The 13,756-nt window shown below is 71.6% G+C and carries 11 protein-coding genes; 1 reads left to right on the forward strand and 10 read right to left on the reverse strand.

Annotated features, from left to right (window positions below; all coding sequences use genetic code 11):
• Positions 1-75 precede the first annotated feature (75 nt).
• From WMI84_RS03265 to WMI84_RS03300, 8 genes are all read right to left on the reverse strand, one after another.
• Positions 76-1,716, reverse strand: coding sequence for an ABC transporter substrate-binding protein (locus WMI84_RS03265; RefSeq protein WP_347350575.1), 1,641 nt, complete (start codon positions 1,714-1,716; stop codon positions 76-78).
• 62 nt (positions 1,717-1,778) lie between these two features.
• Entirely contained in the window at positions 1,779-2,795 is a 1,017-nt protein-coding gene (locus tag WMI84_RS03270) for an oligopeptide/dipeptide ABC transporter ATP-binding protein (protein ID WP_347350576.1), read from the reverse strand.
• Positions 2,770-3,774: an ABC transporter ATP-binding protein gene (locus tag WMI84_RS03275; RefSeq protein ID WP_347350577.1), complete on the reverse strand. Its 1,005-nt coding sequence runs from the start codon at positions 3,772-3,774 to the stop codon at positions 2,770-2,772. The genes WMI84_RS03270 and WMI84_RS03275 overlap by 26 nt, the downstream gene beginning before the upstream one ends.
• Entirely contained in the window at positions 3,774-4,688 is a 915-nt protein-coding gene (locus WMI84_RS03280; RefSeq protein ID WP_347350578.1) for an ABC transporter permease, read from the reverse strand. Before WMI84_RS03280 ends, WMI84_RS03275 begins: the two co-directional genes overlap by 1 nt.
• The gene (locus WMI84_RS03285; protein ID WP_347350579.1) at positions 4,681-5,574 is read right to left on the reverse strand and encodes an ABC transporter permease; all 894 of its coding nucleotides are present in this window, start codon (positions 5,572-5,574) and stop codon (positions 4,681-4,683) included. The genes WMI84_RS03280 and WMI84_RS03285 overlap by 8 nt, the downstream gene beginning before the upstream one ends.
• 25 nt (positions 5,575-5,599) lie before the next feature.
• Complete coding sequence (locus WMI84_RS03290) at positions 5,600-6,796, reverse strand: Gfo/Idh/MocA family oxidoreductase (RefSeq protein ID WP_347350597.1); 1,197 nt, start codon at positions 6,794-6,796, stop codon at positions 5,600-5,602.
• Between the two features lie 5 nt (positions 6,797-6,801).
• The gene (locus WMI84_RS03295; protein ID WP_347350580.1) at positions 6,802-7,989 is read right to left on the reverse strand and encodes an ROK family transcriptional regulator; all 1,188 of its coding nucleotides are present in this window, start codon (positions 7,987-7,989) and stop codon (positions 6,802-6,804) included.
• A gap of 178 nt (positions 7,990-8,167) precedes the next feature.
• Positions 8,168-9,049 carry a LysR family transcriptional regulator gene (locus tag WMI84_RS03300; protein WP_347350581.1) on the reverse strand — a complete coding sequence of 294 codons (882 nt, stop codon included), beginning with the start codon at positions 9,047-9,049 and terminating at the stop codon, positions 8,168-8,170.
• A gap of 107 nt (positions 9,050-9,156) precedes the next feature.
• Here WMI84_RS03300 and gabT point away from each other — a divergent pair, with 107 nt between their 5' ends.
• Positions 9,157-10,500 carry a 4-aminobutyrate--2-oxoglutarate transaminase gene (gabT, locus tag WMI84_RS03305; protein WP_347350582.1) on the forward strand — a complete coding sequence of 448 codons (1,344 nt, stop codon included), beginning with the start codon at positions 9,157-9,159 and terminating at the stop codon, positions 10,498-10,500.
• Positions 10,501-10,520: 20 nt separating this feature from the next.
• On the opposite strand, the gene WMI84_RS03310 is transcribed toward gabT, so the two are convergent.
• On the reverse strand, positions 10,521-12,263 hold the full coding sequence (locus WMI84_RS03310; RefSeq protein WP_347350583.1) for an ABC transporter substrate-binding protein: 1,743 nt from the start codon (positions 12,261-12,263) through the stop codon (positions 10,521-10,523).
• 75 nt (positions 12,264-12,338) lie between these two features.
• A complete protein-coding gene (locus tag WMI84_RS03315) occupies positions 12,339-13,754 on the reverse strand; it encodes an FAD-dependent oxidoreductase (RefSeq protein ID WP_347350584.1) in 1,416 nt (471 codons plus the stop codon).
• Between the last annotated feature and the right edge of the window lie 2 nt (positions 13,755-13,756).

The following is a 13,756-nucleotide window of genomic DNA, read 5'->3' on the forward strand; positions in this document are numbered from 1 at the left end:
GGCGCCCGCGCAGCCCACGGGCGGCACGGGCGCCGACGGTCCGCATACGCGCGGCCGGACGGGCTGACCGGTGGGTCAGTCCTTGATCGGGCAGGTGATCGCGGTGCGGTAGATCTGCATGTCGCCACCGGCCGAGTGCGGGGTCACGCACTCGTTGTGCGCGATGTACATCACCTGGTAGTAGAGCGGCTGGATGACCTGGTCCTTGAGGATCGAGTCCTCGGCGGCCTGCCAGTGCTTGTCGGCCTCCGCCGTGGTCGTGGCGGCCCAGGCCTTGGCGACCTCGGCGGACGCCGTCGGGTTCTGGTACTTCAGCCGGTAGTTGGCGTCGACCATGATCGAGGCGATCCATTCCGAGGCGGACGGGAACGACGAGCCCCAGAGCGTGATCGCGGGTCCCTCGAGGCGGTACTCGTTGATCGAGTCACCGAGCTCGGCGGCAGGGGTGGGCCGTGGCTCCACGTCGAGGCCGATCTTCTTGGCCTCGTTGGAGATCGCCAGCGCGGTAGCGGCGTCGGTCGTGTTGCCGGCGGAGTACAGCACGGGGATGCTGCCGGTGAACCCGGCCTGCTTGATCTTCGCCTTGGCACCTTCGGGGTCGAACTTGCAGGTGGCCCCGCAGGCGTCCGCGCGGTACGCGCTGACGGAGTCCGGCATGAGCGAGCCGGCGGCCTTGCTCGAGCCGAGGAACAGGTTCTTGGAGATCGCCTCCCGGTTGGTCACCATCGAGAAGGCCTCGCGGACCTCCTTCGGGAACTTCTTGTCGAGGTAGGTCGGCCAGAGGATGTAGGTCTCGAGCGTGTTGCTCTTGATCGCGGTCAGGCCCTTGTCGCCGAGCGCGTTCTTGGCCTGGGCGGCCAGGCCCGGGGGCAGGCTGCGCAGCACGTCGGTGTTGCCGGCGACGACGTCCTGGTAGGCGGTGTTGGTGTCGGTGAACACCTTGAAGACCAGGGTCTTGGCGGCACCCTCCGGGACCCAGCCCTTGTACTTCGGGTCCAGGGTGAGGACGGCCTCGACCTTCGGGTCGAGCTTGCTCAGCAGATAGGGGCCGTTGCCGACGGGCTTGCGGTCGTAGGCGGTCGGGTCCTTGAAGGCGCTCGCGGGCATTGGGCAGAACGGCAGGGTCGCCAGCAGGTAGGGCACGTCGTTGTACGGCTTGTTCATCGTCAGCGTGAACGTGTTGTCGTCGACCACCTTCAGGCCGGAAAGCCTGTCGGTCGACGGCTTGGCCTTGGGGTCGGCGGGGTTGAGGGCGTCATACCCCTGGATGTCGATGTACGCGTAGTTGCTGGGCATCGCGTTCTTGCCCAGCGCGATGAAGTTGAAGGTGTCGACCCAGGTCCTGGCGGTGATGGGGGTCCCGTCGGAGAAGGTCCGCCCCTCGGCGAGCTTGATCGTCCACGTCTTCTGGTCGGTGCTCTTCACCGACGAGGCCGCGCGCATGAACACCTTGCCCGCCTCGTCGATGCCGGTCAGCGGCTCGCAGAGCGCCATCGCGACCTGGCTGCCGGGGTTCTGCGCCCCGGTGATCCGCTCGATCGAACGGCTCGGCGAGCTGGCCGTGCTGATGACGGAGGTCACCGTGCTGGAGTGGGTGCGGCCGTCGCCGCCCCCACCGCCGTCGGCACCCTGGGGCGTGTTCTGCCCGTTGAGCGAACAGGCGGGCAGCGCAAGGACCGCGGCTGCCGCGGCGATGAGGACTCGGGTCTTGGTCACGTCGGGATCTTTCTCTCGAGGAGGGGGGTTGGGGGTCGATCAGGGTATGGCGGGAGTGGTGGTCAGACGACGCTGTAGGGCTGCCCGACCCGGGACCGGCTGACCTCTTCGGCCAGGTGGCAGGTGGCGCGATGCCCGTCGCCGAGGTCGACCGACGGGGGTACCACGGTCGAGCACTTCGCGATGGCGGCGTAGCACCGGGTGTGGAACGGACAGCCGGGCGGCGGGTTGATGGGTGAGGGCGGGTCCCCCTCGAGCACCACCCGGTCGATCCGGTAGCCGGGAGCCGGCTTCTTCGGGACCGCCGAGAGCAGGGCGCGGGTGTAGGGGTGGCCGGCCGACTCGTAGACCGCGTCGCACGGGCCCTGCTCGACGATCTTGCCCAGGTACATCGTGACGATGCGGTCGGACATGTGCTGCACCACGTCGAGGTCGTGCGCGATGAACACGATGGCCAGGCCCAGCTCCGTCTTGAGCTGGTTGAGCAGGTTGAGCACCTGGGCCCGCACCGAGACGTCCAGGGCGCTGACCGGCTCGTCGCAGACCAGCACCTCCGGCTCTACGCCCAGGGCGCGGGCGATGCCGACCCGCTGCAGCTGGCCGCCGGAGAACTCGTGGGGGTAGCGCCGCGCGTGGACCGGCAGCAGGCCGACCTGCCGCAGCAGCTGCTGCACGCGGTCCTCCACCGCGTCGCCGGGGACCAGGTCGTGCGCCAGGATCCCCTCGGCGATCGACTGGCCCACCGTCCGGCGGGGGTCCAGCGAGGCGAACGGGTCCTGGAAGATGAGCTGGATGCTGCGGTGGAAGGCCTTTCGCTCGGGCCCCCGCAGGGTGGACACGTCGGCGCCCTTCCAGCGCACCGCGCCCTGCTTCGGGTCCTCGATCCCGACGACCATCCGGGCCAGCGTCGACTTGCCGCAGCCCGACTCGCCGACCACGCCGACCGTCTCACCGGAGTTGATCGTCAGGGTGACCCCGCTGATCGCATGGACCAGCCCGGCCGGCCCACGCGAGAAGATCGAGCCCTTGGGCCGGTAGGTCTGGTGCACGTCGTCAAGCTCGAGCAGTGGCGTCGTCACGGTGCGCCACCTCCTCCCAGTGGTGGCAGGCCACCTCTCGTCCGGGCAGGCCGGCGACCACCGCCGGCCGGGTCTGCCGGCACAGGTCCGTTGCGAAGCTGCACCGCGGGTGGAAGCTGCATCCGGTCGGCCGGTTGCTCAGCAGGGGCGGCAGGCCGGGGATGGTGGGCAGGTCCTTGGCGCGGTGCTCGGGGCCGGGCACCGAGCTGAGCAGGCCGAGGGTGTACGGGTGCGAGGGCCGCTGCATGAGCTCGGCCATCGGCGCGCGCTCGACCGCCGAGCCGGCATACATGACCAGGGCCTCGTCGGCGACCTGGCTGGCGACTCCGAGGTCGTGCGTGATGAGCATGAGGGCCATGCCGCGCTCCGAGCGCAGCTCCTGCAGCAGGTCGAGGATCTGGGCCTGGACGGTCACGTCGAGCGCGGTCGTCGGCTCGTCGGCGATCAGCAGCTGCGGGTCGAGCGCGAGCGCCATGGCGATCATCACCCGTTGGCGCATCCCTCCGGAGAACTGGAACGGGTAGTCCGCGGCCCGGTTCCTGGCGTCGGGGATCCGCACGGCACGCATCATCTCGACGGCCTTGGCCTGTGCGTCGCGTCGGTTGTCACCGCGGTGGATGCGGTACATCTCGGCGATCTGGGCGCCGACCGGCACCACCGGGTTGAGCGAGGTGAGCGCGTCCTGGAACACCATGGCGATCTTCGCGCCGCGCACCGCCCGCAGCCGCTTCGGCGTGAGGGCCAGCAGGTCCTCGCCCTCGAGCAGCACCTGGCCGGCGGTGACCTTGGCGGCCGGCTGCGGCAGGATCCCCATGATCGCCTTGGCGGTGACGCTCTTGCCGGAGCCGGACTCCCCGAGCACGGCCAGCGCCTGGCCGTGCCCGATCGTGAAGGACAGGTCGTCGATCGCGGTGAGCGGGCCTTCGGCAGAACGGAACTGCACGCTCAGCCCGCGCACTTCCAGCAGGTTCGATGACATCAGGCGCTCCTCGGGTCCAGGGCGTCACGAAGGTTCTCGCCGAGCACGACGAAGGCGAGGGTGGTCAGCGCGAGCATCAGCGCCGGGAACAGCATCAGCAGCGGCGCGATCTGCCAGTTGCCGTCGGAGCTGGCCGCGGCGATCTGCAGGCCCCACGAGAAGGCGGGCAGCTTGATGCCGACGCCGAGGATCGAGAAGCCCGCCTCCGCCGTCATCCCCGCACCGACGCTCAGCGTCGACATCACGATCAGCGGGGTGATCGCGTTGGGCAGGACGTGGCGTCGCAGGTTCTGGAGCCGACCCACCCCGAGGATGCGCGCGGCCTGGACGTACTCGAGCTGCTTGACCTGCAGCACGGTGCTGCGCAGGTAGCGCATGGTGCCCGCCCAGGTGAACAGCACGAGCACGAAGACGATGGTGCCGACCCCGCGCGACTTGAACTGGTAGAGGATGACCAGGCTGGCGATGGTGACCGGCACGCCGAGCACGATGTCGGCGGCCCGCGAGATCACCGTGTCGGTGATGCCGCCGTAGTACCCCGCCAGCGATCCCGCCACGAGGGCGATCACGAAGGTGAGCCCGGCCACCAGGACGCCCACGAGCATCGAGGTGCGCGCGCCGTAGACGATGTTGCTGTAGTAGTCGCAGCCCTGCATGTCGAACCCGAAGGGGTGTCCCGGGCCGGGCCCGAGCCGTGACATCGACAGGTCGCAGTCGCGCGGGTCGATGCTGGTGAACAGCGTCGGCGCGATGGCCATGACGGACACCACGGCGATGATCAGCAGCGCCATGGCCAGGAACGGACGTCGCCAGCTCGACAGGAGCAGCGCCTCGACGCGGCCCCGGCGGCGCTGCGTGCCGGCCGGGCCGGTGCCCACCTCGACGGCGGTGCCGGACTCGGTGTTCTCAAGCATGGCGCACCCTCGGGTCGATGAGCGGGTAGAGCAGGTCGACGATCAGCGAGCTGAGCAGGAAGAACAGCAGGAGGAAGACGGAGACGCCGACCACCACGGGCCCCTGCTGCAGCGTGATCGCGTCGGACAGCGTGCCGCCCAGACCGGGCAGGTTGAAGATCGTCTCGATCAGCACGGACCCACCGAGCAGGCTGGCCAGGCTGAGGCCGAGATAGGTCACCACGGGCAGGAAGGCGTTGCGCAGCGCGTGCCGCCACACCACCCGCCCCGGGGAGGCGCCCTTGGCCTGCGCGGTCACGATGAAGTCGGCGCGCATCACGTCGACCAGGCTGGTCCGGGTCAGCCGCGCCAGGGGCGAGGCAGTCTCGAGGGCCAGCACCAGGGCGGGCATGACGAACGCGATCGGGAAGCCTTGCCGGACGCCGGAGATGGGTAGCCAGTGCAGCTTGATCCCGAAGACGTACTGGGCGAGGTAGGCCATGATGAAGCCCGGGACGGCCAGGAAGAAGATGGTGAAGAAGAGGTTGAACTTGTCGGGGGCGCGGCCCTCCCGAAGGCCGGCCCAGACCCCGATCAGCACCCCGATCACCAGCTTGAGGCAGAAGGCGGACAGCGCCAGCGCCATGGTGTACGGGAAGGCCGACGCGATCAGGTCGGTCACCGAGTTGTTGTTGAAGTCGTAGCCGAAGTCGCCGTGCAGCACGTTGCCGAGCCACTTGAAGTACTGGACCAGGAACGGGTCGTCGAGGTTGTACTGCTCGCGGATGGCCCGGATGCTCGACTCGGACAGTCGCTTGTCGCCGGCCAGGGCCAGCACCGGGTCGCCCGGCACCAGGAAGACCAGCAGGAAGACCAGGAACGTGGACCCGACCAGGGTCGGGACCATCAGCAGGATCCGCCGCGTGGCATACCTAAGCACTTGCGCTCACCCGCCTCTGGTGGCCGCGGTAGTAGCCGGCCAGCTCGTCGCGCACCTGCGGCACCCGTTGCGGCGCCGACCCGGACCGCAGCGAGCAGGTCGCGGCCACCCCGGCGGCCACGGCGTCGCGCGCGCCCAGCGGTGAGGTGTCGGTGGGGATGCCGTCCCGGGCGAACCGGACGAACTCTGCGACCGTGAGCACGTCGGCGTCGTCGTGTCCTCGCGAGTCGCCGACGATGGGGTACTGGACGTGGCCCCGTTCGAGGTAGCCGGTGCGCGCGTTCCACACCCGGACCTCGCCGCCCTCGCCGTCCCCGAAGTTCTCCAGCCGGCCCTGCGTGCCGATCACCGTGTAGTTGCGCCAGTAGTCGGGCGTGAAGTGGCACTGCTGGTAGCTGGCGAGCACCCCGTTGTCCAGGCGCATCGTCATCATCGAGATGTCCTCTACGTCGACGACCGGGTTGAGGTCGGTCTGGGACAGCGGCGGCCAGTTGTCCGTCGAGTACCAGTCCCACATGGTGCGGTCGGTGTTGTCGCGCCGGGACCGGACCCGTCCGTAGACCATGAGGTCGCCCATCGCGACCACCTCACGGGTCGACGAGCCGGCCAGCCAGTGGATCACGTCGATGTCGTGGGCGCCCTTCTGCAGCAGCAGGCCGGTCGCGTGGCTCCGGTCGGCGTGCCAGTCCTTGAAGTAGAAGTCGCCTCCGGAACCGACGAAGTGGCGGCACCAGATCGCCTGGACCTCGCCGATCTCACCGCGGTCGATGATCTGCTTCATCAGCCGCACCACGTGCATGTGGCGCATGTTGTGCCCGACGTAGAGCCTGGCACCGGACCGGTGCGCCGTCTCGAGCAGGTCGTCGGCGTCGTCGGTGGTGATCGCCAGCGGCTTCTCGACGTACACGGCGATCCCGGCCTCGAGCAACCGGGTGGCGACCTCGTGGTGGGTGTCGTCCGGGCTGGCCACGATGGCCGCGTCGAGGTCGGGGTGGTGAGCCAGCAGCTGCGGCACGTCGTCGTAGCGGGGCAGGCCGGGGCCGAGCAGCCGGTCGGCCCGGTGGCCGGCCGCGGGGTCGGGATCGACGGTCGCGACCAGGGTCGCCCCCGCCGCGTCGACATGCCGGGCCAGCCCGGCTCGGGCCCCGACCCCCACCAGCGCGACGGTGAAGGCAGGAGGGTCGGTCATGGTCGTCACGTGGTGCTCCTGGAGGGTGTGGAGGTGGTCGACGCATGAGTGCCGAGGCGAAGTCTAGGCGCCGGCACCCCTGATGTGACATAGATCTCAGTTGAGAACCGGGTAAAGGCTTGGTAAAGGGCGCCGAGCGCGACGGCGTCGAGCCCGAGCCGCCCGCCGGTGATCTCGGCGTCCAGGACGAACCCGCTGGCGAAACCGGCCACGGCCCGCGCGAGCCGGGGGGCGACCAGGTCCGCGTGGCGGCCCAGCTCGCCGCCGAGCACGACGACGTCCGGGTCCACGACCAAAACGAGGGCGGCGATGCCCGGGGTCATCGCCTCGACCAGGCCCGCGAGCGCCGTGTTCCCGGCTGCGTGACCCGGGTCGCGGCGCAGCCGGTCCAGGTCGGAGCTGATGGCGGCGGTCGCCTCGACCAGGCTGCCAGCGGGCATCGGCAGGTCGCTGAAGGAGTTGAGCAGCCCGACCTCACCGGCCTGCCGGCGTCGCCCACGCAGCAGCTGCCCGTTGACGACGATCCGCGCCGAGACATGGTGCCAGGTGATCGCGTACACGCCGCAACGGGCGCCGGCCAGCGACCCGGTCCGGGACTCGGCCGTGGCGGCCAGGGCCAGGTCGTTGTCGACGACCACCGGGACGTCCAGCAGTGCTGTGAGCCGCTCGGCGAGGTTGACGTCGCGCCAGGCGCGAACCGTCGGGGAGGCGGTCAGCACTCCGCGCTCGTCGACCAGACCGCCGACACCCAGGCCGAGGGCCCGCACGTCGGCCATGGTGTGGCCGCTTGCCGCCAGGGCCTGTCGGACGTGCCCGACGACCGGCGCCAGCTCCGGCTCGGCATCGCTCGGGGAGGCCCATCCGGGACCGGTGGTGGTCAGCACCCGGCCGGCCAGGTCCGAGACGAGCACGCGGCCCTCGCCCCGGGACAGGTCCAGCCCGACGACGACGCCCTGGTCCGGACGGAACGAGTAGGCCCGGGCGGGCCGACCGCCCTGCTCGCCGGCCGGCACCCGATGCGTGTCCAGCCGCACCAGCCCGGTGGGCTTGAGCTGGGCCAGGGCGGCCTCCACGGTCGGTCGCGACAGCCCGGTGTCCCCGGCGAGGTCGGTGACCGTGGCCCGGCCGCGGTCTCGCACCGCGGCCAGCGCGACCGCCCGGCTCGGGCTGGTCTGCGGGTGGGCCTGGCTCATCGCGTTGCCTCTCGCGTCGTCCGGCGGCGGTGCCGGTGGTTCCGAAGGGGGTTTCGGAACTGATTGCGTAACCTATGCGACGCCACGCCTGACGGGTCAAGGAGTGTCCACATCCTGAGACTCCGGATGCTCGCCCGAAGGTGCCCGTGGGGCCCCCGGGGGCGGACCCCGCCCGAGGTCACGGATGCGTCGAGTACCGGCCGTGGCAGAAGGACCGGAGCCGTCCGGCGAGCCCGGCGATCGTCGCCGCACCGTGGTGACGCGGGTCCCAGGCGGTGTAGAGGCTGATCGTCAGCTCGCCGCTCGGGGTCGTGATGCGCAGGGGGTGCAGCCCGAAACGGGGGTCGTCCGAGACGACCGCGACGCCCCGGCCGGCCGCGGCGATGGCCTGGGCCACCTCGGCGGAGGCCAGCTCGCGCGGCGTCCGCAGCTCCAGGCCGCCCAGCGCGACGGCCTGATCGAGCGCCTGCCGCGGGTGGAAGTCCGGGGTCAGGACCAGCAGGTCCTCCGCGACGAGCTCGCCCAGCGGCACCGTGGCCCGGCGCCCCCACCGGTGGCGCAGGGGCACGTAGGCCCAGACGGGCAGCTGGGCGAGCGGCTGGCCCGTCAGCCGACGTGGTGGCGGGGTGGTCCCGACGGCGAGGTCCGCCCCCCGGCCCACCGCCTCGTAGACCGCGGCCGGCAGCTCCTCGCGGACGTCCGGCATCGGGTCGTCCTCCCCCAGGGTCGCCAGGAACGGGGCGATCACGTCGGTGAGGGTCGTGCCGGGCGCCGCGATCGTGATGGTCTGCATGCGGCCGCTGCCGATCGCCCCGGCCGCGGCCCGCAGCGCGTCCGCGCGCGCGACCAGGTCGCGGGCCAGCGGCAGGAGCTCGAGACCGGCCGCGCCGAGGCGCAGCCGCCCGTGGCGCCGGACGAACAGCTCGAGGCCGAGGTCGCGCTCGAGCCCGCGCAGCTGGCGCGACAGCGACGGCTGGGCCACCCGGACGGCCGCAGCGGCGGCCGTCACGGACCCCTCGTCCGCGACGGCCAGGAGGTAGCGCAGGGTACGCAGCTCCACGGCATACCTCCCAGGCATGGCTGAGGTCACAAGTGAGTATTGGACAGCATGGCACGGCCGACGCACGCTGGGACCAACGAGTGCCCCCACGTCGCAAGGAGTCCGTCATGAGCCAGCCGCTCGAGCAGCGTCGCATCCTCGCCACCGCCATCCCCGGCCCCCGGTCGCAGGAGCTGTCGGCGCGCAAGGCGGCGGCCGTGTCCGCCGGGGTGAGCACCGGCCTGCCGGTCTATGTCGACCGGGTCCAGGACGGCATCCTGCGCGATGTCGACGGCAACCAGCTGATCGACTTCGGCGCCGGCATCGCCGTCACGACCGTCGGCAACGGCAACCAGCGGGTCGTCGACGCGGTGAGCCGCCAGATCCGGGACTTCACGCACACCTGCTTCATGGTCACCCCGTACGAGGAGTACGTCGCAGTCGCGGAGCGGCTCAACGAGCTGACGCCGGGCAGCCACGAGAAGCGCTCGGCCCTGTTCAACTCCGGCGCCGAGGCGGTGGAGAACGCGGTGAAGATCGCCCGCCACGTCACCGGCCGCGACGCGGTGATCGCCTTCGAGCACGGCTACCACGGCCGGACGAACCTGACGATGGCCCTGACCGCCAAGAACATGCCGTACAAGCACCGGTTCGGGCCGTTCGCCGGCGAGGTCTACCGCGCCCCGATGGCCTACCCCTACCGGTGGGCGACCGGCGCGGAGCACTGCCTCGAGGAGGCCTTCGAGGCGTTCACCACCATGGTGCACGCGCAGGTCGGCGAGGAGAACACGGCCGCGGTCATCATCGAGCCGATCCAGGGCGAGGGCGGCTTCATCGTGCCCCCGGACGGCTACCTGGCCCGGGTCGCGGACTGGTGCCGCGAGCACGGGATCGTCTTCATCGCCGACGAGGTCCAGACCGGGTTCGCCCGCACCGGGGACTGGTTCGCCTGCAACCACGACGGCGTCGTGCCCGACCTGATAACCACTGCCAAGGGCATCGCGGGTGGTATGCCGCTCGCCGGGGTCACCGGGCGGGCGGAGCTGATGGACGCGGTGCACCCCGGCGGGCTCGGCGGCACCTACGGCGGCAACCCGGTCGCGTGCGCCGCCGCGCTGGCCTCGATCGAGACGATGGAGCGCGACGACCTGCGCACCCGCGCCAAGGCAATCGAGGGCGTGATCGTGCCCCGGCTGCAGGCCCTGGCCGAGCGGCACGGCGTGATCGGCGACGTCCGGGGCCGCGGCGCGATGCTGGCGATCGAGCTCGTCTCGGACCCGGCGCGCAAGACGCCCGACCCCGCCCTGACCGCGGCGGTCAACGAGGCCTGCCACGCGCAGGGCCTGGTCACCCTGACCTGCGGCACGTTCGGCAACGTGTTCCGCTTCCTGCCGCCGCTGACGATCGGCGACGACCTGCTCGCCGAGGGCCTGGACATCCTCGACACGGCGTTCGCCACGGTGCTCGGGTGACCGCGCGATAGTCGGGCGCGTCAGGTCGCGCGGCGGCACCACGGCGGCAGGCGGAAGCTCGCGATGTCCCCGAACGGTGCGGGGGCGAGGGGACAGCTGCCGCCGTCCTGGATCTGGTAGACCATGTGGGCCTGCCCGAGCGAGGCGTCGGAGGTCATGTGCGGGTAGGACAGCGTGGCGTGCCCGTGCTCACCGAAGTAGTAGACGCCGTTCACGCCTCGATGGGGCCACCTGCGGATGTGCGCGACGACGCTGTCGGTGCGCCGGGTCCGGACGGCCGACCAGGCGGCGGCCAGCAGGTTCACCTGGTCGTAGGCGGCGCCCGCCTGGGACCAGCCGGGCGCCGCGCCGAAGCGCGCCTCGTACTGCGTCCGGAACCGTCGCCCGAGCTCGTCGTCGTAGGTGCCCGTCGTCGTGGACCAGATCACGCCGTCGGCGGCCTCCCCTGCGGTGTCCAGGAAGCCCGGGATGGAGGCACCGTAGACGCAGTAGACCAGCGCCGCCGACCCGCACTGCACGAACGCCCGCTGGAACGCGGCGATCTCGTGGTCGAGGAAGTGCGTGATCATGACCGCCCCGGGGTCGAGCCGGGCGACCTGCGCCACGGTGGCGGTCCAGTCGGTGCCGGTCACGGGCACCCGGACCACGTCGGCGAGCGACCAGCCGGCGGCCTCGGTCCGTGCCAGGAAGGCCTCGTTGGTCACGTGGGTGCTCGAGCTCTCGGTCTCGATGCCGACGATCCGGTGCGAACCGGGCCGGAACAAGCCCTGCGACTCGAGCCCGGACAGCAGGTCGACCAGGCCGATCCCGTAGTACGTCTCGGAGGCGCACGTCTGCAGGATCGCCCCGTAGCGCAGCGGGTCGGACTCGGCCAGGCTCACCTGCTCGGCGAACGTCGCCGTGTGCAGGAAGGGCTTGCCGAAGTCGGCCACCCGGTCGATGAGCGCGACGTTCTCGGCGCTGGCATAGCTGGTGATGATCGCATCGACGTCGGCCTCGACGAGCCGGTCGAGCCCGCGCGCGATGCTGTCCCAGCCGAACAGGTCCACCTCGACCGGGACGAGCTCGACGGCGCGTCCGCCGACGCCGCCGGTGGCGTTCAGCTGCTCCACGGCCAGCGTCGACCCGTTGTGCAGCTCGCGACCGTCGGACGCGGCCACCCCGGTCGGCACGAGCAGGCCGATGAGCAGGGGGCGCTTGCGGGGGTAGGCGGGGCTCAGCGGTCCGAGCGCCGAGCGTCGGGACGTGGTGACCACGGACTCGAGCTCGACGATCCCGATCCCGGTCGTGGCCTCGACCCCACCGGGGATCGGCAGCCGCAGCAGGCCCGAGTCCACGGCGAGCGCGGACAGCCCGCCGCGGGTGACCTGGTCGAGCTTGCTCAACAGGCGCTCGATCTGGGTGGACACGGTCCGGGCGCTGGTGCCCAGCCGGTCCGCGATGCCCCCGTTGGTCAGTCCCAGGGCCAGCAGCGTGAGGATGTCGACCTCACGCACGGTGACCCCGCGGGGCATGTCGACCTCCGCGACCCGCACCGCGACGGCCTCGGCCCGGCCCCCGGTCGCGGCGCCCGTCCCCGAGCGGGTGCGCACCAGCTGGACCGCGAGCCAGCGCTGGCCGTCGCGCCACAGGAAGCGCATGGAGTCGCGGGAGGTGTCCAGGAACCCGAGGGCGTAGGGCAGCAGCGCCTGCGGCACGGCCGCGGGGAGGTCCCCGTCGCGCGTCCGACGACCGACGGTGACCTCGACGCTGGTCCGGGACATGCTGGCCTCCGAAGCGGCCGGCAGGTACTCGACGCCCGCCCGGCCATGCCCCATGGTAGGGCCGCCGGGAGCCGCTCAGGAGTCGAAGCCGACCCCGAGCCGGTCGAGGGCGCGCAGCCAGAGGCCACGCCGCCCGTGGTTGTCGTCGGCACGGGCCAGCTCGGCCTGGGTCAGCTGGATCCCGATGCTGCGCAGTGGCTCCGGCGGGAAGGGCACGGGGCGGGTGCGCACCATGCGCAGCCGGGTGCGCTCGGTGTCGTGCCCCCCGAGCAGGTCGAGCATCACCCGGGCGCCGAAGCGCGAGGCGCCCACCCCGAGACCCGTGTAGCCGAGCGCGTAGGCCACTCGGCCCCGCTCCGCGGTCCCCCAGAACGCGCTGAAGCGGCTGCAGGTGTCGATGACCCCACCCCAGGCGTGCGTGAAGCGCACCCCCTCGAGAGTCGGGAACATCTGGACGAAGTGCTCCGCCAGCAGGGCGTAGGACTCGGGCCGGTGGGTCAGCTCCTCGCCGAGCCGGGCGTTCCAGTGGTAGATCGCGTCGTAGCCACCGAACAGGACCCGGTTGTCCGAGGTGAGGCGCAGGTAGTGGAACCGGTTGCCCGAGTCGCTGACGCCCTGCCGGCCTGCCCAGCCCACCGACTCGAGCTGGGCCGCGGTGAGCGGTTCGGTCACCAGGGCATAGTCGTAGACGGGCACGACGTACTTGCGCAGCCTGCGCAGCAGCGGGGGGAAGGCGTTCGTGGCCAGCGCCACGGACCGGGCCCGGACGCTGCCGTATGCCGTTCGCACCGTCACGTCGTCTCCGGCCCCGTCCAGACCGGTGACCGGGGAACGCTCGTGCACCCGCACGCCCAGGCTCCGGCAGGCCCGGAGCAGGCCCCAGACCAGCCGCGCCGGGTCGAGCATGATCGTGCTCGGGGTGAGCGTGGCCCCGAGGAACAGCGGCGAGTCGACGAGGCCACGGGTCCGCTCCCGGTCGAGCAGCAGGGTCGGCTCGCCGTGGCGCTCGGCGAGCTCGCGGGACTGCTCGAGCCAGGCGAGCTGGTGCGGTTCGGTCGCGACGTGCAGCGTGCCGGTGCGTTCCAGCCCGCAGTCGATGTCGTGGTCGGCCACGGTCTTCTCGATCTCGTCGAGGTTGGCCAGCCCGAGCGCGACCAGCCGGTCCATCTCGTCCGGGTAGCGGCTGACGCCGTTGGCGATGCCGTGCGTGAGCGAGGAGGCGCAGAAGCCGCCGTTCCGGCCGGAGGCGGCGTTGGCCACCGTGCCCGCCTCGAGCAGCACGACATCGCGGTCGGGGTCGTCCTGCTTGGCGAGCAGTGCGGTCCACAGACCGGTGAACCCGCCACCGACGACCACGAGGTCGCCGGTGGCGGATCCGGTCAGGGCCGGTGCCGGGTCGGGCCGGTCACGGTGGGTGAGCCAGAACGGGGTCGGCTCGGCGTCCCGGAGCGCGTCGAGCGCGCTCGCCCTGGGGTGTGTCGAGAACGGCATGC

Origin of the sequence: Intrasporangium sp. (genome assembly GCF_039812505.1) — a bacterium.
Lineage (GTDB): Bacteria > Actinomycetota > Actinomycetes > Actinomycetales > Dermatophilaceae > Intrasporangium_A.

Excerpts from the sequence above, each read along its gene's own strand:
- WMI84_RS03275 (WP_347350577.1), bottom strand. The coding sequence starts at position 3,774 with ATGTCATCGAACCTGCTGGAAGTGCGCGGGCTGAGCGTGCAGTTCCGT.
- WMI84_RS03280 (WP_347350578.1), bottom strand. The coding sequence starts at position 4,688 with ATGCTTGAGAACACCGAGTCCGGCACCGCCGTCGAGGTGGGCACCGGC.
- WMI84_RS03285 (WP_347350579.1), bottom strand. The coding sequence starts at position 5,574 with ATGGTCCCGACCCTGGTCGGGTCCACGTTCCTGGTCTTCCTGCTGGTC.
- WMI84_RS03290 (WP_347350597.1), bottom strand. The coding sequence starts at position 6,796 with ATGACCGACCCTCCTGCCTTCACCGTCGCGCTGGTGGGGGTCGGGGCC.
- WMI84_RS03295 (WP_347350580.1), bottom strand. The coding sequence starts at position 7,989 with ATGAGCCAGGCCCACCCGCAGACCAGCCCGAGCCGGGCGGTCGCGCTG.
- gabT (WP_347350582.1), top strand. The coding sequence starts at position 9,157 with ATGAGCCAGCCGCTCGAGCAGCGTCGCATCCTCGCCACCGCCATCCCC.
- WMI84_RS03310 (WP_347350583.1), bottom strand. The coding sequence starts at position 12,263 with ATGTCCCGGACCAGCGTCGAGGTCACCGTCGGTCGTCGGACGCGCGAC.
- WMI84_RS03315 (WP_347350584.1), bottom strand. The coding sequence starts at position 13,754 with ATGCCGTTCTCGACACACCCCAGGGCGAGCGCGCTCGACGCGCTCCGG.